This window comes from Proteus sp. G2300 (genome assembly GCF_009915965.1).
Classification (GTDB): domain Bacteria; phylum Pseudomonadota; class Gammaproteobacteria; order Enterobacterales; family Enterobacteriaceae; genus Proteus; species Proteus vulgaris.
Genome location: NZ_JAABNK010000024.1, coordinates 40,742 through 64,719, shown reverse-complemented (window position 1 = coordinate 64,719; position 23,978 = coordinate 40,742). Strand labels below are relative to the sequence as shown.

Annotated in this window: 29 protein-coding genes; 14 read left to right on the top strand and 15 right to left on the bottom strand. The window is 40.7% G+C overall.

Features of this window, described 5'->3' with window-relative positions:
- Positions 1-12: 12 nt before the first annotated feature.
- The 7 genes from GWI97_RS14750 (at position 13) to flgL (ending at position 7,215) form a co-directional block, all read left to right on the top strand.
- Positions 13-768, top strand: coding sequence for a flagellar basal body rod protein FlgF (locus tag GWI97_RS14750; protein ID WP_087802137.1), 756 nt, complete (start codon positions 13-15; stop codon positions 766-768).
- Between the two features lie 19 nt (positions 769-787).
- Positions 788-1,570: a flagellar basal-body rod protein FlgG gene (flgG, locus tag GWI97_RS14745; RefSeq protein ID WP_036935743.1), complete on the top strand. Its 783-nt coding sequence runs from the start codon at positions 788-790 to the stop codon at positions 1,568-1,570.
- A 63-nt stretch (positions 1,571-1,633) separates the two neighbouring features.
- A complete protein-coding gene (locus GWI97_RS14740) occupies positions 1,634-2,377 on the top strand; it encodes a flagellar basal body L-ring protein FlgH (RefSeq protein ID WP_036935745.1) in 744 nt (247 codons plus the stop codon).
- Between the two features lie 14 nt (positions 2,378-2,391).
- Complete coding sequence (locus tag GWI97_RS14735) at positions 2,392-3,498, top strand: flagellar basal body P-ring protein FlgI (RefSeq protein ID WP_036935747.1); 1,107 nt, start codon at positions 2,392-2,394, stop codon at positions 3,496-3,498.
- The gene (gene flgJ, locus GWI97_RS14730; RefSeq protein ID WP_036935749.1) at positions 3,498-4,484 is read left to right on the top strand and encodes a flagellar assembly peptidoglycan hydrolase FlgJ; all 987 of its coding nucleotides are present in this window, start codon (positions 3,498-3,500) and stop codon (positions 4,482-4,484) included. Before GWI97_RS14735 ends, flgJ begins: the two co-directional genes overlap by 1 nt.
- A 118-nt stretch (positions 4,485-4,602) precedes the next feature.
- Positions 4,603-6,246, top strand: a complete 1,644-nt coding sequence (gene flgK / locus GWI97_RS14725; protein WP_036935751.1) for a flagellar hook-associated protein FlgK — start codon at positions 4,603-4,605, stop codon at positions 6,244-6,246.
- 24 nt (positions 6,247-6,270) lie between these two features.
- On the top strand, positions 6,271-7,215 hold the full coding sequence (flgL, locus tag GWI97_RS14720; RefSeq protein ID WP_087802138.1) for a flagellar hook-associated protein FlgL: 945 nt from the start codon (positions 6,271-6,273) through the stop codon (positions 7,213-7,215).
- A 457-nt stretch (positions 7,216-7,672) separates the two neighbouring features.
- Here flgL and fliR read toward each other — a convergent pair whose 3' ends face one another.
- From fliR to fliF, 13 genes are all read right to left on the bottom strand, one after another.
- The gene (fliR, locus tag GWI97_RS14715) at positions 7,673-8,455 is read right to left on the bottom strand and encodes a flagellar biosynthetic protein FliR (RefSeq protein WP_036935755.1); all 783 of its coding nucleotides are present in this window, start codon (positions 8,453-8,455) and stop codon (positions 7,673-7,675) included.
- Between the two features lie 5 nt (positions 8,456-8,460).
- Positions 8,461-8,730, bottom strand: a complete 270-nt coding sequence (gene fliQ / locus GWI97_RS14710) for a flagellar biosynthesis protein FliQ (protein ID WP_036935757.1) — start codon at positions 8,728-8,730, stop codon at positions 8,461-8,463.
- 14 nt (positions 8,731-8,744) lie between these two features.
- Positions 8,745-9,515 (bottom strand): flagellar type III secretion system pore protein FliP, encoded by a 771-nt coding sequence (fliP, locus tag GWI97_RS14705; protein WP_087802139.1) that lies wholly within the window; start codon positions 9,513-9,515, stop codon positions 8,745-8,747.
- Positions 9,515-9,961 (bottom strand): flagellar biosynthetic protein FliO, encoded by a 447-nt coding sequence (fliO, locus tag GWI97_RS14700; protein ID WP_036935761.1) that lies wholly within the window; start codon positions 9,959-9,961, stop codon positions 9,515-9,517. The genes fliP and fliO overlap by 1 nt, the downstream gene beginning before the upstream one ends.
- A 3-nt stretch (positions 9,962-9,964) precedes the next feature.
- Entirely contained in the window at positions 9,965-10,375 is a 411-nt protein-coding gene (gene fliN / locus GWI97_RS14695; protein WP_006533153.1) for a flagellar motor switch protein FliN, read from the bottom strand.
- Positions 10,368-11,399: a flagellar motor switch protein FliM gene (fliM, locus tag GWI97_RS14690; protein ID WP_023581831.1), complete on the bottom strand. Its 1,032-nt coding sequence runs from the start codon at positions 11,397-11,399 to the stop codon at positions 10,368-10,370. Before fliM ends, fliN begins: the two co-directional genes overlap by 8 nt.
- 5 nt (positions 11,400-11,404) lie before the next feature.
- On the bottom strand, positions 11,405-11,887 hold the full coding sequence (gene fliL, locus GWI97_RS14685) for a flagellar basal body-associated protein FliL (RefSeq protein WP_006533151.1): 483 nt from the start codon (positions 11,885-11,887) through the stop codon (positions 11,405-11,407).
- 177 nt (positions 11,888-12,064) lie between these two features.
- Complete coding sequence (locus GWI97_RS14680) at positions 12,065-13,462, bottom strand: flagellar hook-length control protein FliK (protein WP_123822295.1); 1,398 nt, start codon at positions 13,460-13,462, stop codon at positions 12,065-12,067.
- Positions 13,462-13,908: a flagellar export protein FliJ gene (fliJ, locus tag GWI97_RS14675; RefSeq protein ID WP_036935767.1), complete on the bottom strand. Its 447-nt coding sequence runs from the start codon at positions 13,906-13,908 to the stop codon at positions 13,462-13,464. The genes GWI97_RS14680 and fliJ overlap by 1 nt, the downstream gene beginning before the upstream one ends.
- A 30-nt stretch (positions 13,909-13,938) precedes the next feature.
- Positions 13,939-15,312 carry a flagellar protein export ATPase FliI gene (fliI, locus tag GWI97_RS14670; protein WP_036935769.1) on the bottom strand — a complete coding sequence of 458 codons (1,374 nt, stop codon included), beginning with the start codon at positions 15,310-15,312 and terminating at the stop codon, positions 13,939-13,941.
- Positions 15,312-16,031, bottom strand: coding sequence for a flagellar assembly protein FliH (fliH, locus tag GWI97_RS14665; RefSeq protein WP_036935771.1), 720 nt, complete (start codon positions 16,029-16,031; stop codon positions 15,312-15,314). The genes fliI and fliH overlap by 1 nt, the downstream gene beginning before the upstream one ends.
- A complete protein-coding gene (fliG, locus tag GWI97_RS14660) occupies positions 16,024-17,022 on the bottom strand; it encodes a flagellar motor switch protein FliG (RefSeq protein WP_006533145.1) in 999 nt (332 codons plus the stop codon). The genes fliH and fliG overlap by 8 nt, the downstream gene beginning before the upstream one ends.
- Entirely contained in the window at positions 17,019-18,746 is a 1,728-nt protein-coding gene (gene fliF, locus GWI97_RS14655; RefSeq protein WP_036935773.1) for a flagellar basal-body MS-ring/collar protein FliF, read from the bottom strand. The genes fliG and fliF overlap by 4 nt, the downstream gene beginning before the upstream one ends.
- A 276-nt stretch (positions 18,747-19,022) precedes the next feature.
- On the opposite strand from fliF, the gene fliE reads away from it, so the two are divergent.
- The 7 genes from fliE to GWI97_RS14620 all read left to right on the top strand — a co-directional run bounded on the left by fliE (position 19,023) and on the right by GWI97_RS14620 (position 23,064).
- Positions 19,023-19,334 carry a flagellar hook-basal body complex protein FliE gene (gene fliE, locus GWI97_RS14650; RefSeq protein ID WP_004248328.1) on the top strand — a complete coding sequence of 104 codons (312 nt, stop codon included), beginning with the start codon at positions 19,023-19,025 and terminating at the stop codon, positions 19,332-19,334.
- A gap of 363 nt (positions 19,335-19,697) precedes the next feature.
- Positions 19,698-19,949 (top strand): hypothetical protein, encoded by a 252-nt coding sequence (locus GWI97_RS14645; RefSeq protein ID WP_036935774.1) that lies wholly within the window; start codon positions 19,698-19,700, stop codon positions 19,947-19,949.
- Between the two features lie 75 nt (positions 19,950-20,024).
- The gene (locus tag GWI97_RS14640; RefSeq protein ID WP_179951916.1) at positions 20,025-20,363 is read left to right on the top strand and encodes a GlpM family protein; all 339 of its coding nucleotides are present in this window, start codon (positions 20,025-20,027) and stop codon (positions 20,361-20,363) included.
- Between the two features lie 54 nt (positions 20,364-20,417).
- Positions 20,418-20,648 (top strand): DUF6500 family protein, encoded by a 231-nt coding sequence (locus tag GWI97_RS14635; RefSeq protein ID WP_036938942.1) that lies wholly within the window; start codon positions 20,418-20,420, stop codon positions 20,646-20,648.
- 104 nt (positions 20,649-20,752) lie between these two features.
- Positions 20,753-20,968: a hypothetical protein gene (locus GWI97_RS14630; protein ID WP_006533140.1), complete on the top strand. Its 216-nt coding sequence runs from the start codon at positions 20,753-20,755 to the stop codon at positions 20,966-20,968.
- 357 nt (positions 20,969-21,325) lie between these two features.
- Positions 21,326-22,459, top strand: coding sequence for a hypothetical protein (locus GWI97_RS14625; RefSeq protein WP_036935777.1), 1,134 nt, complete (start codon positions 21,326-21,328; stop codon positions 22,457-22,459).
- A 149-nt stretch (positions 22,460-22,608) separates the two neighbouring features.
- Positions 22,609-23,064 carry a GNAT family N-acetyltransferase gene (locus tag GWI97_RS14620; protein WP_036935779.1) on the top strand — a complete coding sequence of 152 codons (456 nt, stop codon included), beginning with the start codon at positions 22,609-22,611 and terminating at the stop codon, positions 23,062-23,064.
- A gap of 133 nt (positions 23,065-23,197) precedes the next feature.
- Here GWI97_RS14620 and fliT read toward each other — a convergent pair whose 3' ends face one another.
- Both fliT and fliS read right to left on the bottom strand, forming a co-directional pair.
- Entirely contained in the window at positions 23,198-23,551 is a 354-nt protein-coding gene (gene fliT / locus GWI97_RS14615; protein ID WP_036935781.1) for a flagellar protein FliT, read from the bottom strand.
- Positions 23,552-23,569: 18 nt separating this feature from the next.
- Positions 23,570-23,968 carry a flagellar export chaperone FliS gene (gene fliS / locus GWI97_RS14610; RefSeq protein ID WP_036935783.1) on the bottom strand — a complete coding sequence of 133 codons (399 nt, stop codon included), beginning with the start codon at positions 23,966-23,968 and terminating at the stop codon, positions 23,570-23,572.
- Positions 23,969-23,978: the final 10 nt, after the last annotated feature.

The following is a 23,978-nucleotide window of genomic DNA, read 5'->3' as shown; positions in this document are numbered from 1 at the left end:
AAATAATCTGTTATGGATCATGTGATTTATACCGCGATGGGCGGCGCCAGACACTCGATGGAAAATCAAGCTGTCGTGGCGAATAACTTAGCAAACGCATCAACGCCGGGATTCAAAGCGCAGCTTAGTGCAATGCGAGCCGTACCTGTCAATGGCGATACCTTACCGACTCGTACATTAACGGTAGCTTCAACGCCTGGTAGCGATCAGAGTCAAGGAACGATGAACTATACCGGCAGATCAATGGACGTTGCGTTAAGTGATAACGGCTATTTGGCTGTTCAGCTTGATGATGGCACTGAAGCGTATACCCGAAACGGAAATATCCAACGTAACGCAGATGGCATGTTGATGGTACAAGGGCGTTTGTTAATGGGGGATAACGGTGCGATTGAAGTACCTCCTCAAGCAAATGTCAGTATTGCCAATAACGGTATTGTGACAGCGCATGTGCCGACTGATCCGCCAAAAATGTTGGGGCAGATTGGTCGTTTGAAAATGGTAAAACCAGAGCCAAACGACTTAGTTCGTGGTGATGATGGTTTATTCCATTTATCCCCTAAAGGGACAGCACGTGCTGGTGAGGAATTACCTGCGGATGATAGCGTGAAGGTGTTAGCTGGTGTGTTAGAAGGCAGTAATGTTAATCCAGCAGAAGCCATGGTCGATATGATAGCAAACGCAAGACGTTTTGAAATGCAAATGAAGGTTATTCATAGCGCTGACGATAATGCGCAACGAGCTAACCAATTGCTATCACTGAGTTAAATAGTGTAAGGGGAAAACCATGATCCGTTCTTTATGGATTGCTAAAACTGGGTTGGATGCACAACAGACAAACATGGATGTGATTTCCAACAACCTCGCGAACGTCAGCACTAATGGTTTTAAACGCCAACGTGCGGTTTTCGAAGATTTACTGTATCAAACAATTCGCCAGCCTGGTGCGATGACGTCTGAACAGACTAATGCACCTTCAGGTCTACAAATTGGTACAGGGGTTCGTCCGGTTGCGACTGAGCGTCTACATAGCCAAGGTAATTTGGCTCAAACGAATGGCACTCGTGATGTGGCTATCAAAGGACAGGGTTTTTTCCATGTCCAGTTACCTGATGGTACAGACGCTTATACCCGTGATGGTTCTTTTCAAATGGATCAAAATGGGCAATTAGTCACCACCAGTGGTTTCCAAGTTGTGCCTGCAATTATTCTTCCTGAAACGGCGAAAAAGGTCATGATTGGTCGTGATGGTACTGTTAGTGTTGAGATTGAAGGTTCTCCTGCGCCACAACAAGTAGGTCAATTAACACTAACTACCTTTATTAATGATAGCGGATTAGAAAGTGTGGGTGAAAACTTGTACTTAGAAACGGCAAGCTCTGGTGCACCTACTGAAAATGCCCCTGGTATCAACGGCGCAGGCTTGCTGTATCAGGGATATGTTGAAACCTCTAACGTTAACGTCGCAGAAGAGCTGGTTAATATGATCCAGACTCAACGTGCTTATGAAATTAACAGTAAAGCGATTTCAACATCTGATCAGATGTTACAGAAACTAACGCAACTCTAATTTCGTTTGTTCATTAGCCTGACAGGGTTTCCTGTCAGGCGTATTACTAAAAGAGTATCGAAGATGGATACAAAGGTCATTACTGACAATTCTGGGGCAAGAACGCTTAGTGTCAGATGGCGTCGTCATCAACGTTTAGGTACCGCCCTGTTGGTACTGACACTGACCGGATGCGCATATATACCCAAAAAACCGTTAGTAGAAGGTAATACCACTGCGGTTCCAACGGCACCAACAGCACCTGCACCTAATGGCTCTATTTTTCAGTCCACTCAGCCTGTTTATTTTGGCTATCAACCTTTATTTGAAGATAGACGTCCTCGAAATATCGGCGATACGCTGACGATTACATTGCAAGAGAATGTCAGTGCAAGCAAAAACTCATCTGCAAATGCCAGCCGTAATGGTAAAGCAGGCTTCCTTGCTGCGATTACGCCGGGATTCTTAGAAGGGATATTTGGTAATAAACGTACAGATATGAGTATGGAAGGAAACAGTGACTTTGGCGGTAAAGGTGGCGCAAATGCGAACAATACCTTTAAAGGCACCATTACAGTTACCGTCGATCAGCTCCTTGCCAATGGAAACCTGCATGTTATTGGCGAAAAGCAAATTGCTATCAATCAAGGTACTGAATTTATCCGTTTTTCAGGTGTGGTGAATCCAAGAACAATTAGTGGAGCTAATACTGTAAATTCAACCCAAGTTGCTGATGCTCGTATTGAATATATCGGAGACGGTTATATTAATGAAGCGCAGTCTATGGGATGGCTACAACGCTTCTTCTTAAATGTGTCACCTTTTTAATGAGTAGGATCCAGATGAAAAAAATAGCGATGAGCCTTTTCTTTATCGTGATGACATGTGTCGGTTTTTCCGCCCATGCCGAACGGATCAGAGATCTCACCTCTGTCGAAGGGGTAAGAGAAAATGCGCTGATTGGTTATGGTTTAGTGGTGGGATTAGACGGAACGGGCGACCAAACAATGCAAACCCCGTTTACCACGCAAAGTCTGAATAACATGCTCTCACAATTGGGGATCACCGTACCACCCGGCACCAATATGCAATTGAAAAACGTTGCTGCGGTGATGGTAACAGCAAAATTACCGCCTTTTGGTCGTACAGGGCAATCAATCGACGTCGTTGTTTCATCATTAGGTAATGCAAAAAGCTTACGTGGTGGTACGTTGCTGATGACTCCACTTAAAGGGGTTGATAACCAAATTTATGCATTAGCACAAGGCAATATTGTGGTTGGCGGAGCGGGTGCTTCTGCGGGCGGAAATAGTGTCAAAGTCAATCAATTAGCCGGTGGGCGTATTAGTAGTGGCGCGATTATTGAACGTGAATTACCGTCTCAATTTGGTCAAACAGGCCTATTAAACTTACAACTGAATGAAGAAAACTTCACGTTGGCACAACACATTTCAGATGCAGTTAATAAATTACGCGGTGTGGGAACAGCCATTCCATTAGATGCACGTACGGTTCAATTGCGCGTTCCTATTGGTAAAAGCGAACAAGTGCGTTTCTTGGCAGAAGTTCAAAACCTTGATATTAAGCGCGTTGTTGCTGATGCAAAAGTGATTATTAATGCAAGAACAGGTTCAGTTGTTATGAATCGGGATGTGACATTAGGAAGTTGTGCTATTGCACAAGGTAACCTCTCTGTCACGGTTGATAGCCAAGTTAATGTGAGCCAGCCTAATACCCCATTTGCTGGAGGAAGTACGGTTGTAACGCGTAACACCAGTGTGAATATGAGTGAACAAGGTGGTTCATTACAACAAGTGAATGCAAGTGCTAGCCTAAATGAGGTTATTCGTACATTAAATGCTCTTGGTGCAACACCAACAGATTTAATGTCAATTTTGCAGGCAATGGAAAGCGCGGGTTGCTTACGTGCGAGATTGGAGATTATCTGATGAAAGATTTATCTCTGCTTTCTTCAATGCCGACAATATCAACACCGGCATATGACAGTAATGCATTGAATAAACTTAAATATCAGGTTGGACAAAACGCTGATCAGCAAGGGCTGCGCCAAGTGGCGCAGCAGCTTGAAGGTGTTTTTGTTCAAATGATGTTAAAGAGCATGCGTGAAGCGATTCCTCAAGAGGGCATGTTTAACTCAGAAAGTACCAAGATGTACACCTCTCTTTATGATCAACAAATCGCTCAAGACTTATCACAAAAAGGCTTGGGCTTTGCTGACATGATAGAAAAACAACTTTCTGCCAAGGTAACAATGGAGCCTAGTGAGATGGCAGGAAAAACACCAATGCCATTAGATGGCAGCGATATTTTTCAATCCATGCCAACGCAAGCATTGGGGCAAATTTATCGTGCTATGCAGCCGTATCAAAATGCAGTTGAAAGTACGATAGGCAAGCTTAAAGGTTTATCTGAAAGTAGTGCTACTTTTGCATCAAAATTGTTAGGGCCAGCGAAAAAAGCGACAGAAGGTACAGGTGTACATCACCTATTAGTTGTTGCTCAAGCTGCGCTTGAATCAGGCTGGGGAAAACGTGAAATCCTAACAGGTGACGGCAAGCCAAGTTATAACCTCTTTGGTATTAAAGCAGGAAGTAGTTGGAAAGGGCCTGTTACGAATATCATGACCACAGAGGTTATCGAGGGTAAGTCAATTAAGATGCGTGATAATTTCCGTGTTTATGGCTCATATGTTGAAGCTATTCAGGATTACCTCAGACTGATTACTGAAAGTCCTCGTTATGCGAAAGTACCTCAAGCTCAAACCCCAGAACAAGCCGCTTACCGTATCCAAGAAGCGGGTTATGCCACTGATCCCGGGTATGCGAAAAAATTGGTTTCAATTATTGGTCAATTAAAAGGAAGCGGTGAGCAAGTTGCTAAAACTTATACTCACGATTTAAGCGATTTATTTTAATTATTTTCCCCTCAAGTTTAGAGGGGAAGAACCGATAATAAAGACCAGAGCATTCATATCAATTGCCCAGTTATGCTCCGTACATACGGGAGATGACTAAACGTAAAAGGATAGACAAATGTCCAATAGTTTAATTAATACAGCGATGAGCGGACTTAATGCGGCACAAGCTGCGATGAGCACTATCAGTAATAACATCGCTAATCAGAAAGTTAGTTGGTATAACCGTCAAATGACAGTATTTAATGAAAACGGGGGTACGATGACCGGTAATGGCTATATCGGTAATGGCGTAAACGTCAGTCGTATTCATCGTGAGTACAATGAATTCCTGGCTGGTCAATTGAATCGTGCCGTGACTAAACAAAGCGCCCTAAATAGCTATACTAAAAACATCTCACAAATTAATGATTTGTTAGCAGATAAAGGGAATGATGTTTCGAGTGCAATTGACGAATTCTTTACTAGCTTACCAAACGTAACAAATAATGCAGAAGATAATCCTGCACGTACGACAGTTATTGGTAAAGCAGAAGCCATGGTTAATATGTTTGCAAAAGCAGACCAATCATTGCGTGATCTGGAAAAAGATATCAATAGTCAGGTAACGAATACCTCTAAAAACATCAATGAATACACAAAGCAGATCGCCAAATTAAATAACGAAATTAGTCGTTCTAAAGGCTTTAATGGTGCTGATCCGAATGACTTATTAGACCAACGTGATCGTTTAGTTCAAGAATTGAATACATTAGTGGATGTTCAAGTTACACAACAAGACGGTGGTTTTGTTAACGTGACATTTGCTAATGGTTTACCGTTAGTTTCTGGTACACGCGCTTATGAAGTGTCCGCTATTCCATCAAACAAAAACAGTGAACGCCTTGTTATCGGTTATAGCAATGGTATTGATGAAGTTCGTGAAGTGGATGCAAAACGCATTAAAGGCGGTGAACTTGGCGGTGCATACCGTAGCCGTAACGAAGTATTAGATCCAAGCCGTAATCAATTGAATCAATTAGCATTAGTGTTGGGTGATCAATTTAATAAACAACACAAAGAAGGCTATGATTTAAATGGTGACAAAGGTGAGGATTTCTTTAAGTTAGGTGGTGCTCATGTAATGACGAACGGTAAAAACAAAGGTGATGCTACCTTTGATGTGAAATATACCGATTCTAAAGAAGTGAAAGCTGCTGACTATACCGTTACATATGAGGGTGGCAAATGGAATGTCACAGTAGAACCTGGTGAACGTAAATTTCAAGCCACACCTGATGCGACAACGGGCGAATTAAAATTCGAAGGTATGAGTATCAAAGTTAATGGCACACCACAAGAAGGTGATTCTATTGTGGTTCAATCTGTGGGTAATGTGATTGCAGGTATGGAAGTAGCTGTGACGGATCCAAGTAAGATTGCGGCTGCTGGCTCTAAAGATACAGGCCCAAGCGATAACGAAAATATGAAAAAATTGTTTGAGTTACCTGATGAAAAAATTATTGATGGTAAAACAACAATTGCTGGTGGGTATGGCTCATTGATTAGTATGGTGGGTAATAAAGTCAATACAGCACAAGTTGATTTTGATGCACAGACCTCAATCACCAAAAGTATTCAGTCTCAGCAACAATCTGTTTCTGGTGTGAACTTGGATGAAGAATACGGTGAAATGTATCGTATCCAAGAATATTACATGGCAAATGCTAAAGTTATCCAAACAGCAAATACCATGTTTGATGCGATTATGCAGGTTTTATAAGCCTCACGAATTAAGGAATAAATTGTGCGCTTAAGTTCAAATCAAATATTTTCCCAGCGAATGGATAATATCACCAGTTCGCAAAGCAAATGGATGACTGAAGGAAATAAAATCTCCAGTGGTCGTCGTGTTGAAAAACCATCAGATGATCCAATGGCGGCTTCTCAAGCCGTTATGGTTAAGCAATCTGAATCACGTAACCAGCAATATGCAACAGCGCGTGGGTTTGCAAAAAACAGTATGTCTTTGCAAATGAGTTTAGCCAGTCAAATGGTTAATATTACAACTAAAATTCAAGAAACGCTGGTTGCTGCGGGTAATGATGCAACATTAAGTGATGAAGACCGTTCATCTCTTGCTGATCAATTACAAGGTTTAAAAGATCAGCTAGTGGGTATTGGTAATACAAAAGATGGTGTGGGTCGCTATATTTTTGCTGGTTTCCAATCAGATAAACCGCCTTTTGTGGCTGATGCAACAGGCAAAATCACCTACCAAGGTGGTGATAAACAAATTACCCAAAAAGTAGATAGTAATATTGAAATGGTCACTAACTTCACTGGGATTGAAACATTACAATCTTCAGGGAGTAAAGGAACAGCACCGGATATTTTTGAAGCATTAGATGGTGCTATTACTGCATTACGTGAACCGTTAACAGGTAAACCACAAGCAGATCGTGATGCAGCATTAGAAAAAATTGATGCTGCAAACCGTGTTAACCGTGCAACCTTAAATAATATTTCAAGTGTTGAGGCCAAGTTAGGTTTACAACTTCAAGAACTTGATAATTTGGATGATTTAGGGGCAGATACGTCGTTAAGAAACGCAAAACGTTTAAGTGAATTACGCGATTTAGACTGGACGCAAGCCATTTCTGATTATTACCAAGAAGAGTCTGTATTACAGGCTTCTTATAAAGTCTTTAATGATATGAAAGACATGTCGATGTTCAAAATGTATCGCTAATTATTTAGTACTGTTTTAAGATATTTTGATATCACCCCTGGTATTTATTTATCAGGGGATTTTTTTATTTAATGTAAGCACCAGCCATAACATTATGCTTTTTTTCTAGCTGAGTATCTGCATCCCAGTTGGGACGATTAGAATTTTATTTATTTGATTCAGTTATTTTTTGCTTAATTTTACTAGGTGTAATATTGCGTAATTGAGCTACTAAAATATATTTTCTTGCTACACTTTCAATCGTTTCTTTTGCCACTCTGTTAAGGCAATACCATTATCTTCACTCTTTTATAAGTTAGCTTTGATCATGAAATCAATAATTTCTTCATATTCACTTTGGATTGATGCTTGATGCATAACGGTTAATAGTTGTTCGTGTGGAGATGTGTTTGAGCTTTTGTTTTTATAGTGCTTAGTATTTATATATTATACAAGAATAGGTAACTTGATTTAAATCTCAAGAAATCAACTGGTGTAATATTAAAGTGATGCGATTAAACGTATCGCTAAAGACGCGCTCTGTAAATACAGGTAATGCGGGCATAATCATCGATAATGCTAACATGCCTATGGTGAGGGTAAGCGGAAAACCAACCACAAAGACAGATAGTTGTGGTGTCATACGGTTTAGAATACCTAATGAAAGATTAAGAACAAGGAGTAGGGTGATTAATGGCATGGCTAGCATCATACCGTTAATAAAGATTGTGCCTCCACTTTGAACTAAAGTGAGAATGCCGATTGAGTTAAATGTTTGATTTCCAATAGGAACGACATAAAATGTATCTACTAATATTGATATTAACCATAAATGTCCGTCAAACACTAAAAATAGTAACATCGTCAACATATTAAAGATACGTGCCAAAATAGGCATGTTAGGGCCACCCGATGGATCGACGAAGGTAGCAAATGAAAGCCCCATTTGTAAACCAATCACTTCACCGGCATGACGAACAGAAGCGAATGCCAACTGCATCGATAGCCCTAGAATTGTACCAATCAAAATTTGCTGCAACAGAACCCAAAAGGCAATAAGCGAGAATAAAGGCACATTACTTTGTGGTAAGCCAGGTGCGACTAATGCTGTAATTAAAAAAGCGAGTGCAATACGGAATTTCTTCGGTGTCTGCTTTTCACTAAATAGTGGCGCAGTACTAAAAAGTGCAAGAATACGCACAAATGGCCAGAAAAAATCACTCATGTAGCCGTTAAGCATTTCACTGGTCAGAGTTATCATTGCAATTAACCAATCATTCCAGGAATGCCTGTAAATAAGTTATGCATATAATCAATAAGCAAGCTTAACATCCAAGGTCCTGCGACTAAAATAGCTACTAATACCGCAAGAATTTTAGGGATAAACGATAATGTCATTTCGTTTATCTGCGTTGCTGCTTGAAGCATACTGATCACAAGACCCGTCACAAGTGCTGACAATAAAAGAGGGCCAGCGAGAGATAAAGCGATTTTCATCGCTTCTGTACCTAGTGCTAAGACAGATTCTGGTGTCATAGATTACCTCTGCGCTAATTAAAAAAGCTTTGTGCGAGCGAGCCTAGTATTAATTGCCAACCGTCAACTAACACAAAAAGCATGAGTTTAAAAGGCAATGAGACTGTTGCAGGAGGCACCATCATCATACCAAGGGCCATTAAGACACTAGCAACGACTAAGTCAATGATAAGAAAAGGAATAAAAATCATAAAACCGATTTGGAAGGCGGTTTTTAGTTCACTCGTAATATAAGCAGGCACCAAAATACGCATGGGCACACTTTCGCGAGTTTCAAACGCAGGTGCATCAGCAAGACGAGCAAATAGCGCTAAGTCAGTTTCACGTGTTTGTTGCATCATAAACTGGCGCAAAGGTTTAGAACCATTCTCTAATGCTTGCTCAAAGGTAATTTGATCTTCAGTAAATGGCATATAGGCATCTTGATAAATTTTATCAAATACAGGCGCCATAATGAAAAAGGTCATAAATAACGCCAAACCAAGAACCACTTGGTTTGGTGGTGCTGATGGTGTTCCTAATGCATTACGTAATAACCCTAATACAATGATAATCCTAGTAAAACTTGTCATCATCAGCAAAACAGCAGGGATAAAACCTAATGCTGTAATGAAAATCAAGGTTTGTACTGGCAATGACCAACTTTGGCCACCACCCGGTAAAGGTTGTGTAATAACACTTGGAAACTGAGCAAACGCACTGGTCGGGAACAAGATTAAAACCAGCACACTAGCGAAGAGACGCCAACGCGTTAATGCGTTAAAAAAAGTGACACACTGATGCATTATGAGTTGCCTTTATCTCGCTTTAGCGTTTTTTGTAATAATTGAGTAAACAATGGCGATGTAGATGATGTTGTCGCTTCCTGCGAGGCTTTTTCAGGGATAGGTAACTTATGCAACAGGTTTATCTGTGATGGTGTTACCCCTAACACAAGCCATTCCTGTTCAATTTCAACCACCACCACACGTTCTTTTGTACCCAATGAACAACTTGCCTTAACGTTAAGCTGTGTTGTTGTGCCTTTTAATGAGCCACGGGCAAAACCAAAGCGACGAAATAACCACATAGCAACAATAATAAGAACGATGATGCCTGCAAGCGCCGTGCTGACTTGAGCAAGACTTTGACTGACAGGCAAGGGTTGTGTAGTGGGTTGAACGGTCTGTGTTATAGCGGGCGCGGTAGTATTTACCGCACCTTGGCTGGAAAAGGAAGGAAGCTGTTCCATAGATTAACGACTCAGACGACGCATACGTTCTGATGGTGTAATAATATCGGTAATACGAATACCGTATTTATCAGAAACAACGACAACTTCACCTTGAGCGATTAAATAGCCATTAATAAGAATATCAAGAGGCTCACCAGCTAAACCATCCAGTGAAACGACAGAACCTTGAGATAGGCTGAGTAATTTTTTAATGGTCATTTTGGTGCGGCCTAATTCTACCGTTAATTTGACTGGAATATCCATGATCAAATTGATATCGGATAGGTGATTAAGCGTATCGTCTTCAGGTAAAAGATGTTCAAATAAATCGGAACTATTATCCTGGCTTTTCCCAGTTTGCTGTTCCATTGCATCAGCCCACATATCCTCAGCCGATTGTGAATTATCAGTTGGGCGATTTGCATCACTCATTGGTTTGTTCCTCATCCAGAGCGTTTAAAACAGGGTTAATTAGGTGTTCAACACGAAGGGCATATTGCCCATTTACTGTACCGTATTGGCTTGTTAATACGGGCACACCATCAACATGTGCAATCAATCTTTCTGGTTTATCAATAGGGATAACATCCCCTTCTTTAAGTGTAAGCACTTTTGATAAACGCAGTGGGATGTCAGTAAAGTTTGCGACCAGTTCAAGTTCTGAATGCTGAACCTGGTTGACTAAACTATCTAACCAAACCCCATCTTCTTGACGAACATTTTCAATTGGTGGATTAATCAGTCGTTCACGTAATGGTTCAATCATGGCAAATGGAATACAAATGCTAAATTCCCCGACCATTGAACCGATCTCTACCTGAAAAGGTGTCGTAACAACAATGTCATTCGGTGATGAGGTGATATTGGTAAACTTCACTTGCATCTCAGAACGAACATATTCAACTTGAATTTTGAAAATGGAATCCCAAGCATCACGGTAGGCATCCAGTGCCAACTTCAACATTTTGTTGATGATCCGTTGCTCTGTGTTGGTAAATTCACGTCCTTCCACAGGGATTGGAAAACGGCCATCACCACCAAACAGGTTATCTACCGCGATATAAACCAGATTCGGTTCAAAGGTAAATAACGCGGTGCCTCGTAATGGTTTTAAATGCACCAAGTTAAGATTTGTTGGTACAGGTAAATTACGAGCAAAGTCGTGATAAGGGTGGATTTTAACACCACCAACAGTAATATCAGGGCTCCGGCGGAGCATGTTAAACAGCCCCATACGGAATTGACGCGCAAAGCGTTCGTTAATGATTTCTAACGACTGTAAACGTTCTCGAACCACACGGCGTTGCGTGTTGGGGTCATAAGGCTGAATATCCGGTTCATTCGGATCCTTCGCTATCGCAGGTTCCCTGTTCGCGCTTTTTTTGGCGTCGTCACCTGATGTGTCATCATTCAACAGAGCATCAATCTCTGCCTGTGAAAGGATATTATCGCTCATAATGATTATCGCAGAATAAACGTGGTAAACAGTACATCGGAGAGGATCTGTTCAGATTCTCCCGGTACGAGAGTCGGTCTCAGCGTTTCTTTTACATCCGTCATTAGCTGGAGTTTTCCATTGTCTGTCGCAAGCTTATTAGCCTGTTGACGAGAAAGCAGTAATAACAAGCGACTACGAACTTCAGGTAAATAATCATGTAGACGCTTACGAGTGTCTTCATTATGTAATCTTAATGTGATCCCTATGTAGAGCACTCTGTCTAAGTGTTCTTCGTCATCAATTAGATTTACCGTAAAGGGTTCTAATGACATAAAAACGGGTGCTGGTATAACTTTTTGCTGACTAGTGCCCGCTGAACCTGATTTAGCATGCTTCAATGCCCACCAACTATATCCACCGAATGCCGCTGCAATAATGGCGATCACCAGTAATACGATGATCAGAATTAAGCTATAGCTTTTACGTTCATTGCTGTAATTAGACATGGACAGTTAAATTCCTGTTTTGTAGTGGATACGTGTTCACTGTTGTGGACTTCCATATCCATCTAAATCAACCTTAATTATCCCGCTATTTCTGTTTTTTAATGGCAGAAACAGATAGGGAAAAAACCATTAACTCTTACGTTTATTGACATAGTGTGTCTTCCCAATACATTTGTATTAGGCAAAAATATCAACACCACCACGAGCAGATGCTAATTCTTGAGGCGTAAGAGTTATCTTTTGTAGTGCCGGTTCAGAGGTTAATTGCATTGAATTACCCTCGCTTCCTTGATGATTATCGGCACCATCTCCACTAAATTGAGAGGAATCTGACATATTTTGTTGTTGCCAACTGTCATTAGTGTCGCTAGACACCTGACTTTGCGTGAGCTGGATCCCGTTTTCAGAGAGTGCTTGACGCAATTGGTGCATGGCATTTTCTAATACAGAACGAACTTGACCGCTTTGTGACGCAAGGTGTAACTGAGCCTGTCCATCTTCTATTTTCATGCGAATATGCAATGAACCTAGCTCTTCAGGATGTAAACGTAACTCCGCTTTCTGTAAGCCATTACGGCTAAACATCACAATTTGCTGATTAAGCTGTTGTTGCCACTCAGGTGTGCCCACTTGTGCATTTAATACTTGTGTTGCCATTGGTGAAAATTGCATTTGTGGTTGTGTTGATGAGTGAGCATGACCTGTAACGCCTTGTGAAGCAAAAGAAGATGAGGTAGGCAGTGTGTTGTGAAGTTCGCTTTCTGCAACACGGTTACCGGTCACCATTTGTTGAGCAACATTGTCCGTTAATTTTGCAGTGGCAACTTGCTTATCCCCATTTAGCAATGCATTCACTTTTTCTGCAGTTGGCGTTAAAAGGGTTGCGATGCTATCAACTTTTTTGGCAGAAGGTTTTTCTGTTTGATTAGCACCAGCAAGTGTACTTTCTGTTGCTAATGTCGCTGTCTCTGGACGTAGCTGGGTTAACAAGGACTTTTCATCTGATTTTGATAGATTAAGCTTGTCGGTAAGGTTGAAGTCCGACAACTCGGTATCTTTTGAAAGTGCGTGTGTTAACGAAGCTAAATCTTCATTGGTTTTAACCGCGTGTGGCTGCTGCAAGGCTTGATTCAACGTGTCAGAAGGTAAGGCGAGACGTTTTAATCCTGGTAGCCCTGCTAATTGAACGGGAAGCTCAGCAGCAAGCTCTTCTGCTGACATTAATGAAGAGGGCATTCTATTTTCAACAATCGCTACAAATTGTTCATTATCTGGCAATGTGAGCGTGAGTTGAGATTTATCTAGAGAAGGCTCGTCTGTCACTTTCTGCTCAGCGGAAACAGACACAAGATGATTATTGTCTTCTTTTGTTTTGTCTTCGTCAGAGTGTGTTTTATTCTCTTTGGTTGAATGGTTTGCGATATTGGCTGTCTTTTTATCACTCTGCGCTTGTTGGGGCTTAGAACCCAAAAGTTGAGCGAAAGTCGGGGCATTATCACCGGGCTGACTTTGTGTGGCAGATGTCGTTCCCGGGGAGGTTGCAGCGACATCCATGGTCAGAAGCGTTATCTCCATCAAGTTGTTCTCCGTAAAGTACTACGCTGTGCGTACTCGTCCATTTGTTTCTGTTCAATACGATCGAGATGTCGCTTACGGCTATCTTCCGCACGTTGCTCCAAAGTCTCAAATGCATTGAGTCGTTGCTGTTTTTCTCGCCATTGTTCAGTTGCAATGTCAAGTTGCGCCTGCCAATGTTGAAGTTGTTGTTTATGTTGTTCGATAGTCAATTCGAGCGTTTTGAGAAATTGTTGGTAGTTTTGCCATGATGCTGACGACATCCCCCCTAAATTCAACGTTTCGTTTAGACGTACACGGTATTCATCCTGATACCCAATCAACATATTGAGTTGCTGTTCCATTTGTTGATGACTCTGCCGGACCTGAGCCAGTTGAATGGCGGCTTGTTCAGCCGCTGTCTGTGCCAGTTCTCTCAGTGTCACTAAAGGTGACTGCTCCCGCATTGGAACCCTCTTTACTTTCTCTGATTATGTTCAGAATGAGTTTAGTGTGATCAGTTGATTAAGTTGCTCACATGCACTTTGATAACTGCATTGCTCTTGGATATCTTGTTGTAAGAACTTCGCGAGAGATGGATAAAGTGCAATGGCTTTGTCAAGCATTGGATCACTACCCGCGGCGTAAGCGCCTACATTAATTAAATCTCGGTTACGTTGATAACTTGATAAAAGCTGTTTAAACACTTGCACACGACGGTAATGCGTTTTATCAATTAGCGACGTCATTGCTCGGCTAATAGACGCCTCAATATCAATAGCGGGGTAGTGCCCTGATTCGGCTAGTGAGCGAGAAAGCACAATATGTCCATCAAGGATCGCGCGCGCAGAGTCTGCAATCGGATCTTGCTGATCATCACCTTCCGTTAAAACGGTATAGAAAGCTGTGATAGAACCACCACCATCAACACCATTACCTGCACGTTCGACCAGTGCAGGCAATTTCGCAAAGACAGAAGGTGGGTAACCTTTGGTTGCTGGCGGTTCACCGACTGCAAGCGCAATTTCACGCTGTGCCATACTGTAACGGGTGAGTGAATCCATAATTAACAGGACATGTTTACCTCTATCGCGAAAATCTTCTGCAATACGTGTAGCATAAGAAGCTCCTTGCATACGAAGCAGTGGTGATACGTCAGCTGGAGCCGCGACAACAACAGAGCGAGCCAGACCTTCAGTACCAAGGATATTCTCGATAAAGTCTTTCACTTCACGACCACGTTCACCGATTAAGCCAACAACAATGACATCCGCTTGAGTAAAACGAGCCATCATGCCTAATAGCACACTTTTACCCACACCCGAGCCTGCAAAAAGACCCATGCGCTGACCGCGACCAACTGTTAATAATGCGTTAATTGCACGGACACCCACATCAAGAACATCTGTAATCGGTGTTCGTTGTAATGGGTTGATCGGGGGCGTAATAAGAGGGGCTCGATAACCCGTATCTGGTGGCGGTAAACCATCTAAAGGGTAACCCGAGCCATCTAAAACACGTCCTAATAACGCATCGCCTAGTGGTAATTGCCGACCTTCATTTTCACCACCGGGGGTAGCCTGTGCATAAACACGAGCACCAGGTGTTAATCCTTCGACTTCTTGTAAAGGCATTAACAACATTTGGCTACCATTAAAGCCAACCACTTCGCTTTCGACTTCTTCGACGGTTTTGCCAATGGTGCGTTCTATTAAACACGTAGAGCCAAGAGGCATAACTAGCCCCTTAGCTTCCATGACTAAACCTGTTGCTCTGGTTAAACGGCCATATTGACGCACACGTGGAATTTTATTTAAACGTGCTTCTGCTTCACTGAGTTTTTCTAACCAACGCCCCAATCTTGCTGTCATTACAACGCCTCCGGTGCGGCAAGACGGCAAAGTTCATGCCAACGTGTTGCAATCGTGGCATCAAGATCGCCATCATTTGTTACAACACGGCATCCACCAACATGAATACTGTTATCGGCAACAACTTTCCAACCATGAGCAGACAGGGAATCACCCAGCTCTTTTTCAATTTGTGGAATATGTTTTGGATTCACTCTTAATTGTGGATTGCTTGAGAACATTTGCTCTTGCTGTAACATTAAGGTTATTTGTGCAAGCAGTGCAGAGCCATCACAGACAGCAGGTTGGCCTAATACTTCTTTTGCTGCTGTGAGGGCTATTTGCATTAAGCGTGATGCAATCACACTGTCTAGCCCATTCAGCGAATGTCTAAATTCAGCTAATAACCCTTGCCACTCATTAATTAATGGTGATTGTTGAGCGATACCTTGGCGAATACCTTCTTCAATACCTGATTGTAATCCCGCCTGATAGCCTTCCTGATAACCCTGGTTTTTCCCTGCCTCAAAGCCTTCAGCGTGGCCCAATTTTTGGGCCTTATCTTTCATGTCATCAAGCATATTAATTTGCTCAAGGACTTTCTGTTGCTGAACGACTTCTTTTTCCTGTTTTTCGACTTCCTTTTCGTCTTCTGTCGTTTCCTCGACAGTTAATGCCCAATCAGTGAGCTCTTTGGGAACCCAAGGCTTCCAGTTAGTATCAGTATGTTTATCAGACATAGGTATCGTCTCCTCCATGAAGAACAACCTCTCCAGTCTCTGCTAATTTGCGTACCACAAGCAGAATTGCTTTCTGCTCTGCTTCCACTTGAGACATACGAACAGGGCCACGAGAATTCAAATCATCACGCATGATTTCAGCAGCACGTTGCGACATATTGTTGAGGAAGTGATCGCGTAGCTCTTGATCGCATCCTTTCAATGCCACAACCAAGGAGTCGGATTCCACTTCCTGTAGAATGCGCTGGATAGAACGGTTGTCGATATCGATAAGGTTTTCGAACAGGAACATTTCGTCGATAATTTTTTGTGCCAATTCGCCGTCGTAATCGCGTACTGCAGTAATGACATTCTCTTCCTGCTGGCTTTTCATCAGGTTGATAATCTCAGCAGCAGTACGAACACCACCCATTTTGCTACGTTTGAGGTTTTGGCCATCAAGCAGGTTATTTAGTACTTCTGTTAACTCGGCTAATGCTGACGGTTGAACACCACCAAATGTTGCGATACGCAACATCACGTCATTACGTAATTTTTCATCAAACAGGGCGAGAATATCTGCTGCTTGACCCCGTTTGAGGTGAACCAAGATAGTGGCGATAATCTGCGGATGTTCGTCGCGGATAATATCGGCAGCCATTTGAGGTTCCATAAAGTTAAGCGTCTCGATACCCGTTGTTGTTTCACGAGTTTCAGAGATCTCATCTAACAGATTATTTGCGCGTTCTTCACCTAGTGCTTTGACCAGAACAGAGCGCAAGTAATCGTTCGCATTTACATTCAATGCCGCATATTGAACTGCATCTTCTTCAAAGCTTGCCATAACATCAATCAGTTGCTGATTTGAGATATGGCGCATTGATGACATTGCAATACTCAGCTGTTGAACTTCGCGTGTACTTAGATGCTTAAATACTTCCGCCGCTCGGTCTTCACCGAGTGTTAGTAACATAACGGCGCTTTTTTCGGTTCCAGTTAAGTTATTACTCATTGCTCTTTACTCATCCATTGACGAATTACCATTGCGACGACACGAGGATCTTTCTCTGCCATTTCACGGATACGTTGGCTCTGCAATTCGGCACTGACGCGTTTACGTGCTTGTTTACGTCTTGCTTCGTCATCTAATTCTGCTTCATCAACATCATCTTTAACTTGTAGCTTCGTTTTCAGCACAGCTTTCTGTGCGGCAATTTCAGCTTCACGGCGTTTATCAAGCTGTGGTTTCACCAGTTTGCGCCATAAGATCCATGCGATGATGACAAGTAATAACCAGCGTCCTAAATCTAATGCTTTCGCAAGAATTTCTGGGTTTTCCCATACCGGTATAGTGATCACTTTCTCTTCAGTATCGTTAAACTGCGAGTTCACGACACTTAATGAGTCACCACGTTCTTGGGAATAGCCCATCGCTTCACGAACAAGGCCTTCAATTTGCTGAATTTGTTCATCAGTGAGCGGAATTTGTTTAGTCTCAACAACAGGCTCTTCGCCTTCAGCCGCTTCTTTCGTGTCTTCAATCGTTTTGTAGTTAACAATGACGGCAACAGAAAGGCGTTCGACATTGCCCACTGGACGTTTTATATGGCGAATACGGCGATCAACTTCATAGTTGGTTGTTTCATCTAAACGGCTATTGCTGTTTGGATTACGCGTTAATGTACGATTAGTGCCCGTTGTATTGGCTTCATCTGTTTTCTCACCTTCTTGCGCTTTTGGAGTTTCAATTGGCGCTTGAGGTGGGGCTACGGGTTGATTAGATAATGCACCTGGTACACCGCCAGCTAACATGCCACCATTTTGCTCACTTTGGCTCAATTGTTTGGAACGCACCGCGGCTTGATTAGGAGGCTGATTCGGCTTGTACTCTTCAGCTGTTTCTTCAGTATGAGAGAAGTCAACTTGAGCAGTCACCTGAGCATGAACATTTCCACGACCCACAATTGGACCAAGTAACGTTTCAATACGTTGCTGGTAACGACTTTCTAGCTCTTGAACATATTTCAGCTGAATAGAGTTAAGGTCACGACCTAACGCATCAGGTTGTGTCAATAATTTTCCACTTTGGTCAACAATGGTCACACTGCTGTCAGGCATGCCTGCAACACTGCTTGCAACGATATGCACAATGGCATTAATTTGACCTTCATCCAGTGCTCTACCCTGTAAAAGACCCACCGTAACGGATGCAGAAGGGGATTTCTGTTCACGAACAAAAAGGGATGGTTTTGGTAGTGCTAAATGAACACGAGCATTTTGTACAGGACCTAATGTCTCGATAGTGCGAGCAAGCTCACCTTCAAGTGCACGTTGATAGTTAATCTGTTCACTAAATTGGCTGATCCCGAACTTTTCTTTATCTAACAGTTCAAAACCGGCAGCGCCGCCTTTAGGAAGTCCCGCTTGCGCGAGTTTCAGGCGTAATTCATGAACCTGATTGTCAGGCACCATGATCGCTGCGCCATTTTGTGACAAGCGATAAGGTACGTTCATTTGTGTTAACTGTGTGACAATTTCGCCACCGTCTTTATCGCTAAGATTACTATAAAGCACCTTGTAATCAGGGCTTTGTAACCATAAAAATGCAGCAACAAAAATGGCAATTGCCGCCGAACCCGCAATAATGAGCGGAATTTTCGGATCGGCTTTAATCCGGTTAATAATGGCGTTAAAACCCTTTTTCTGGTTCACAACGTCGGTTTTTTCGGCATTCATAGACAATCCTTGCCTTGTAGTTCGGGATGAATACTAAAAGCGTGGCGTAACAAAACAGACTCCCCTTACGCAAATAAATAAACCTACTCTCAGGTGTCTCATTATTGGCCTTTTGCGTTTCATTTAATGGCGTAATTAGCCCTTAACTTTTGCGTCAATTACTCGCTTTGGAATGAAGCCCCTGTGTTAGGGTATAACTCGGTAAGCGTGTTGGTTCACTTCCTTACTATGACATTGATTCAGTAATTGAATTAGATGATTAACGCAGAGGTTTATATGTCAATTCCAGCTATTGAAAGTGTTCTGGATAAAATGCAAATCCAGACTTTGCAAGCATCCAATATTGCAAAACCCCAGCCAGTACAAGCAGGGTTTGCTACTCAGCTTGTTCAAGCTGTGGGTAAAATTAATGAAACCCGAGTAAATGCAACCAACAAAGTGCAAGCGTTTACCTTAGGTACACCAGGTGTCGAATTAAACGATGTGATGGTGGATATGCAAAAATCTAGTATCTCATTACAAATGGGCGTACAAGTGCGTAATAAGCTGGTCGCCGCTTATCAAGAAATCATGAGTATGCAGGTGTAGTGCCTTATCATTTGATAAAGGTGACTTTTCTTTTATATAGCTAATGTATAGCTGTATAAGAAATACCTAATCAAAACAGAATGGGGCATCTTGCTCAATGTCATTGCATAGATGATATAAACTTTCGAATGTAATTAACCATTTGAATACTTATACTTTTATGATAATGAGTGCCCCGATTTGTGCATAAAGTATAAACACATCATTTTGTTGATGTGTGCTTTTGCACATCTATATCAAAGCAACTCACTCTTTTATCTCTTCTTAATATTAAAAACGGATAAAAAGCGATTATTAAATAAGTGACTTAACCCATTATTCTATGGAACAGTAAGGTTATAAATAATATAAGAGAACATTATTATGGTTGAGGTTATTTTTTCTGTCTATCCAGAATCAGGTGCGCCTAGAAATGTCACTGGCCAAATATTAACTAAAGAATATGGTTCACTTTCAGATTTTGAATTGGCAAAAATAGATGAAATGATCTGTCTTCAACATGGTGAGAACGAAGAAGAGATTTCATTATGGAAAGTAAAAAATGTAAAACGCATTATACGAAAAAATAAAGATGTCTATATTGTTTCTTGCTTTTTTCATTTTGAGTTTAAATAAATATTAGCTAGAACTCACATACAAATGTGAATAGGTATGATAGTACTAAGTTTTTTATAACTTGATGAAAAAATAATGGGATTGCTGGCTAAAGCACTGATAGGTGCATTTGTAGTGGTATTAATTGCTGTTTTATCGAAATCTCGTCATTACTATATTGCGGGATTAGTGCCACTATTTCCGACTTTTGCGCTAATAGCCCACTATATTGTAGGTGCTGAACGTTCTATTGAAGCGTTACGAACCACCATTATTTTTAGTTTATGGGCAGTTATTCCTTATATGGTTTATCTAATTTCACTCTATGTCATGATAAACTATGTGAAATTATTTACAGCACTGGCTACGGCGGTTATCTGCTGGATCATCTCGGCTTGGTTACTGATTCAACTATGGAACAAATTTCATGGATAGAGCATTTGTTCTTTCCTATTTATTCCCATGCCGAAAAATAAAAATAGAGAGAATATGAGAAAATCACTACAACAAAAAATAATTCAAATATGTAATGACAAGATTTCAGCCAAAGGAGAGGGCGTGGGATTATCCTTTTATGCTTTTTTTGCAAATAAAAATGACAATCCTGAATTATTAATGGAAGCTGCAACATGGTGGATAATGACGCATAAATTGGATCACTTTGAAAAAGCAATAAAAATAAAAAAATTAGTGCAATCAGAAATGGAATATCACGCCTGATGTTTCTACAATGCGGTTCATTTTTTTATAAAACAATTTTATTAAACTAAAAATTATTGATTATTATCACATTAAAGCGAGTCATAAAACGCTATGGTAATTACATGATTAATAACGTAAACGGTGATGATATGGAATATTGGTTTATTGCGTATAAAGTGCGTTCCAGAAATGGTGATACCTACGCCGGACATAAAATTGTAGAAACAGAAAGTGGGATCACACCCCATATTGCGTTAGATAAAGCATGTCAGGAAGTTGCTGAAGGGGCACAAGCTGATATTCCTGCTGTGAGAGTAGTCGCTTTTAATCGTTTATAAGAAATTCCATCTACTTAATAGAAATCCTACATTTAATTATGTGGGATTTTTTTATATAAATACCACTCTAGTAATGACTATTCAGCGCATTACTTTATGTCTTTATTCCAAATTAAAAATAATTAAAAACTAGAATATTTACTTATATTATTTAATTGTCTTGATCTAACAACGTTTTTTTATTTTTTTATTTAAATAAAATTCAATTATGTGATCTCAACTCTGCTAATTCATTTTTTATAATTGAATAAAAAAAGGCTTATGGGTAATGTGCTGGTGGGCTAAGGAATAGCTCAATACAAGGAAATAAAAATCATTATTTTGATTTTTTAGTCATTAATAAAAGGAAATTTGATTATGACAGTATTAACCGTTTATTTATGTGGTACCGGCTCTAACTCATTTGATAATATTAATCCTACCTTTTGGCAAGGGGAATTAGTTGCCACTTTAGCGCAAAACAACCAAGGACGAGAGTTCGCACAGTGGTTTATTGTTGATGGCCCTGGTAGTGGTAATCTACAAGAAGATGATTTATGGGTTGAAAGTCCTAATTACTCTGATATCAAAGGTTCACTTTTTGGTAGCGGGTGGGAAGAAAACGTCAACCATGCGCTTTGCTTAATGAAAGGTAACTTTGATTGGCAACGTGAAAAACTGACGGAAGAGCAGTATAACCAACTGAAAAAAGCCGGCATTCCTATTGAAGATGTTAAGGTAACAGGCTCTTTTTTATGGCGTAAATATGACTATGGCGATCGTCATGTCACTCAACAGCAGCTCCAGCAACAAATTATTCGTATTTTTCGCAAAGATGGCATTATTCCAACACAAGTTAACTTAGTGGGTTGGAGCCGTGGTGGTATTACTTGCCATATGCTAGCAAATGCGATGTTGGCAGATCCTCAATTAAAAGATATTCCTGTGAATATTTTTGCGATTGACCCCGTTCCAGGCCCTCTGAATTTTCAACCTGAAAAAGTCACACTTGGTAAAAACGTCAAAGAATATGTTGGATTTTATGCAAAAGATGAACGTTCAAAAGGATTTACTTGCGTGATCCCAATGGTTACATCTGACACTAAAATGCATATCTTTCCTATTTCAGGTCGTCATGCCACATTAGTGGGTAATGCCTCTATTGATGGTAGTGAAGGTGAAAATGCGTTATATGCACCAAGTTTAATAGTACGCCATTTTGCCGAAGTGTGTTTAACGCGCTGGGGCTGTGATTTAGCAAATAAATTAGCTTTAACGGATACACAAATTACGAGCTACCATACTGATATTGTGAATGATGCAGATAAATACATTGCAATGCGTCGAAAAACTTATTCTATCCATGAAAGTACGGGCAACGATGAACGTAAGGTTTCATTAGGTAAAGAAGGTAAGGCATTCTCTGATATCCAAGGTGAACAATATAAGCCTACGACAGGGTTAATATCGGATTACCTTTCTAATCAGCAACTTTATGATGTAATTAAATAAATTATTACTTATCAGATAATTATGAACTAATATGTCGCCTACGATCTAGTGGGCGACTTTCATTTTTCTATTTTCGTTAAATAATAAAAAATCATATCTGTGATATAACATATTGCTTTAATATTATTTTAAACCACGGAATAAAGCACATGAATTGGATGTTAAAATCATTCTCACAACTTACGACGGATGAGCTTTACGCTGTTTTAGCCTTAAGAAATCAAGTTTTTATTTGTGAACAACAATGTGCTTATCAAGATTTGGATGGGGTAGATCAAGACACATTACATCTGTTTGCAAAAGGAGACGATAATCAGCAAATTATTGCTTATGCTCGTTTATTACCTCAAGGTATTGCCTTTAAAGAAGCATCAATAGGGCGAGTGATTGTCGCTCAAAATCGGCGGGGAAGTGGCATTGCTCATCAATTAATAAAAGAGGCGATTGCAACGACATGTCGTCAATTTAATACCAATAAGATAAAAATAATGGCACAGGCTTATTTAGTATCATTTTATCAATCACATGGTTTTGTTATCGATTCAGAAATTTATCTTGAAGATAACATTCCACATATTGATATGGTTTTAGAGCAAACAGCTTAATAAGAAGATAAAAATATAAAGTCATAAGTGCTATTTTTACGTTACCGATAACAAATTAAGCTGAACATAAGACATTGTATTGCTAAGTAAAGACGCCATTAGCTAATAAAACCGCTTTTGGCGCAGAGGAGAGTTATTTAAGGTTGAGATCAGGATAATAACTATGTTCTGTAAACTGACCATAGCTATTTTGTACCCTCTGCTCTTGTTCAGTCTGTCTAATTAACACGCCGAGCTCATCTAGACGAGCCCGTAATAAATTTCGCGTCTCATTTTCGTTTTCTAAGATTTTCTTTAGCATATCTGTGAGGCGTTGTTGTAGTCTCAGCTCACTATCTGCAGGTTTTATCATCTTAGTGATATTTTCTACGCTTTTTAAATAATCCATTTCCATTTCTATCAGCTTATCCCATTGCTGATCTTTGGCAAGCGTTAACATTTGCTCACTTGATTTTAAAACCTGCTCGTAAGCCACCATAATATCCATATTGTTGTCCACTCTCGTTTAATAAGAATTAATCTGTGTGCCGATTTGTTGCCAAGCATCAGAAATTTCAGTTAAGAGCTTGATGACTTCATGAATTTTTTCTGGGTTATTGTTTAAATTGGCATCGAGTAGCTGATTAACCATATAGTCATAAAGGAGCTCCAGATTCTCTGCAAGCTCGCCCCCTTTTTCTTTATCCAGACCTTGTTTTAATCCGTTGCCAATAATATTAATGGCTTTAGAAATATTTTCGCCTTTACCAGCGATATTCCCTTGTTCCATTAATATTAAGGCACGGCGAAGGGCGCTAAGCGCCCCATTAAATAGGATCTGGATCAGCTGGTAAGGCGTGGCATTTAAAATCTCGCTTTCAACGTCGATTTGAGCATACATTTTACTGGCTGATTGTTGATACATAGTGTCCTAC

Bases quoted from the DNA above. Each gene is read 5' to 3' on its own strand.
- fliN (WP_006533153.1), bottom strand. From the start codon at position 10,375: ATGAGTGATGCAAATCGCCCAACTGATAATTCACAATCGGCTGAGGAT.
- fliQ (WP_036935757.1), bottom strand. From the start codon at position 8,730: ATGACACCAGAATCTGTCTTAGCACTAGGTACAGAAGCGATGAAAATC.
- GWI97_RS14750 (WP_087802137.1), top strand. From the start codon at position 13: ATGGATCATGTGATTTATACCGCGATGGGCGGCGCCAGACACTCGATG.
- GWI97_RS14620 (WP_036935779.1), top strand. From the start codon at position 22,609: ATGAATTGGATGTTAAAATCATTCTCACAACTTACGACGGATGAGCTT.
- fliH (WP_036935771.1), bottom strand. From the start codon at position 16,031: ATGTCTGATAAACATACTGATACTAACTGGAAGCCTTGGGTTCCCAAA.
- fliM (WP_023581831.1), bottom strand. From the start codon at position 11,399: ATGAGCGATAATATCCTTTCACAGGCAGAGATTGATGCTCTGTTGAAT.
- flgK (WP_036935751.1), top strand. From the start codon at position 4,603: ATGTCCAATAGTTTAATTAATACAGCGATGAGCGGACTTAATGCGGCA.
- fliO (WP_036935761.1), bottom strand. From the start codon at position 9,961: ATGGAACAGCTTCCTTCCTTTTCCAGCCAAGGTGCGGTAAATACTACC.
- flgG (WP_036935743.1), top strand. From the start codon at position 788: ATGATCCGTTCTTTATGGATTGCTAAAACTGGGTTGGATGCACAACAG.
- fliR (WP_036935755.1), bottom strand. From the start codon at position 8,455: ATGATAACTCTGACCAGTGAAATGCTTAACGGCTACATGAGTGATTTT.
- fliS (WP_036935783.1), bottom strand. From the start codon at position 23,968: ATGTATCAACAATCAGCCAGTAAAATGTATGCTCAAATCGACGTTGAA.
- fliT (WP_036935781.1), bottom strand. From the start codon at position 23,551: ATGGATATTATGGTGGCTTACGAGCAGGTTTTAAAATCAAGTGAGCAA.
- fliF (WP_036935773.1), bottom strand. From the start codon at position 18,746: ATGAATGCCGAAAAAACCGACGTTGTGAACCAGAAAAAGGGTTTTAAC.
- flgJ (WP_036935749.1), top strand. From the start codon at position 3,498: ATGAAAGATTTATCTCTGCTTTCTTCAATGCCGACAATATCAACACCG.
- fliI (WP_036935769.1), bottom strand. From the start codon at position 15,312: ATGACAGCAAGATTGGGGCGTTGGTTAGAAAAACTCAGTGAAGCAGAA.
- GWI97_RS14625 (WP_036935777.1), top strand. From the start codon at position 21,326: ATGACAGTATTAACCGTTTATTTATGTGGTACCGGCTCTAACTCATTT.
- GWI97_RS14635 (WP_036938942.1), top strand. From the start codon at position 20,418: ATGAGAAAATCACTACAACAAAAAATAATTCAAATATGTAATGACAAG.
- fliJ (WP_036935767.1), bottom strand. From the start codon at position 13,908: ATGCGGGAGCAGTCACCTTTAGTGACACTGAGAGAACTGGCACAGACA.
- fliL (WP_006533151.1), bottom strand. From the start codon at position 11,887: ATGTCTAATTACAGCAATGAACGTAAAAGCTATAGCTTAATTCTGATC.
- GWI97_RS14740 (WP_036935745.1), top strand. From the start codon at position 1,634: ATGGATACAAAGGTCATTACTGACAATTCTGGGGCAAGAACGCTTAGT.
- fliG (WP_006533145.1), bottom strand. From the start codon at position 17,022: ATGAGTAATAACTTAACTGGAACCGAAAAAAGCGCCGTTATGTTACTA.
- fliP (WP_087802139.1), bottom strand. From the start codon at position 9,515: ATGCATCAGTGTGTCACTTTTTTTAACGCATTAACGCGTTGGCGTCTC.
- GWI97_RS14735 (WP_036935747.1), top strand. From the start codon at position 2,392: ATGAAAAAAATAGCGATGAGCCTTTTCTTTATCGTGATGACATGTGTC.
- GWI97_RS14640 (WP_179951916.1), top strand. From the start codon at position 20,025: ATGGGATTGCTGGCTAAAGCACTGATAGGTGCATTTGTAGTGGTATTA.
- GWI97_RS14680 (WP_123822295.1), bottom strand. From the start codon at position 13,462: ATGGAGATAACGCTTCTGACCATGGATGTCGCTGCAACCTCCCCGGGA.
- fliE (WP_004248328.1), top strand. From the start codon at position 19,023: ATGTCAATTCCAGCTATTGAAAGTGTTCTGGATAAAATGCAAATCCAG.
- GWI97_RS14645 (WP_036935774.1), top strand. From the start codon at position 19,698: ATGGTTGAGGTTATTTTTTCTGTCTATCCAGAATCAGGTGCGCCTAGA.
- GWI97_RS14630 (WP_006533140.1), top strand. From the start codon at position 20,753: ATGATTAATAACGTAAACGGTGATGATATGGAATATTGGTTTATTGCG.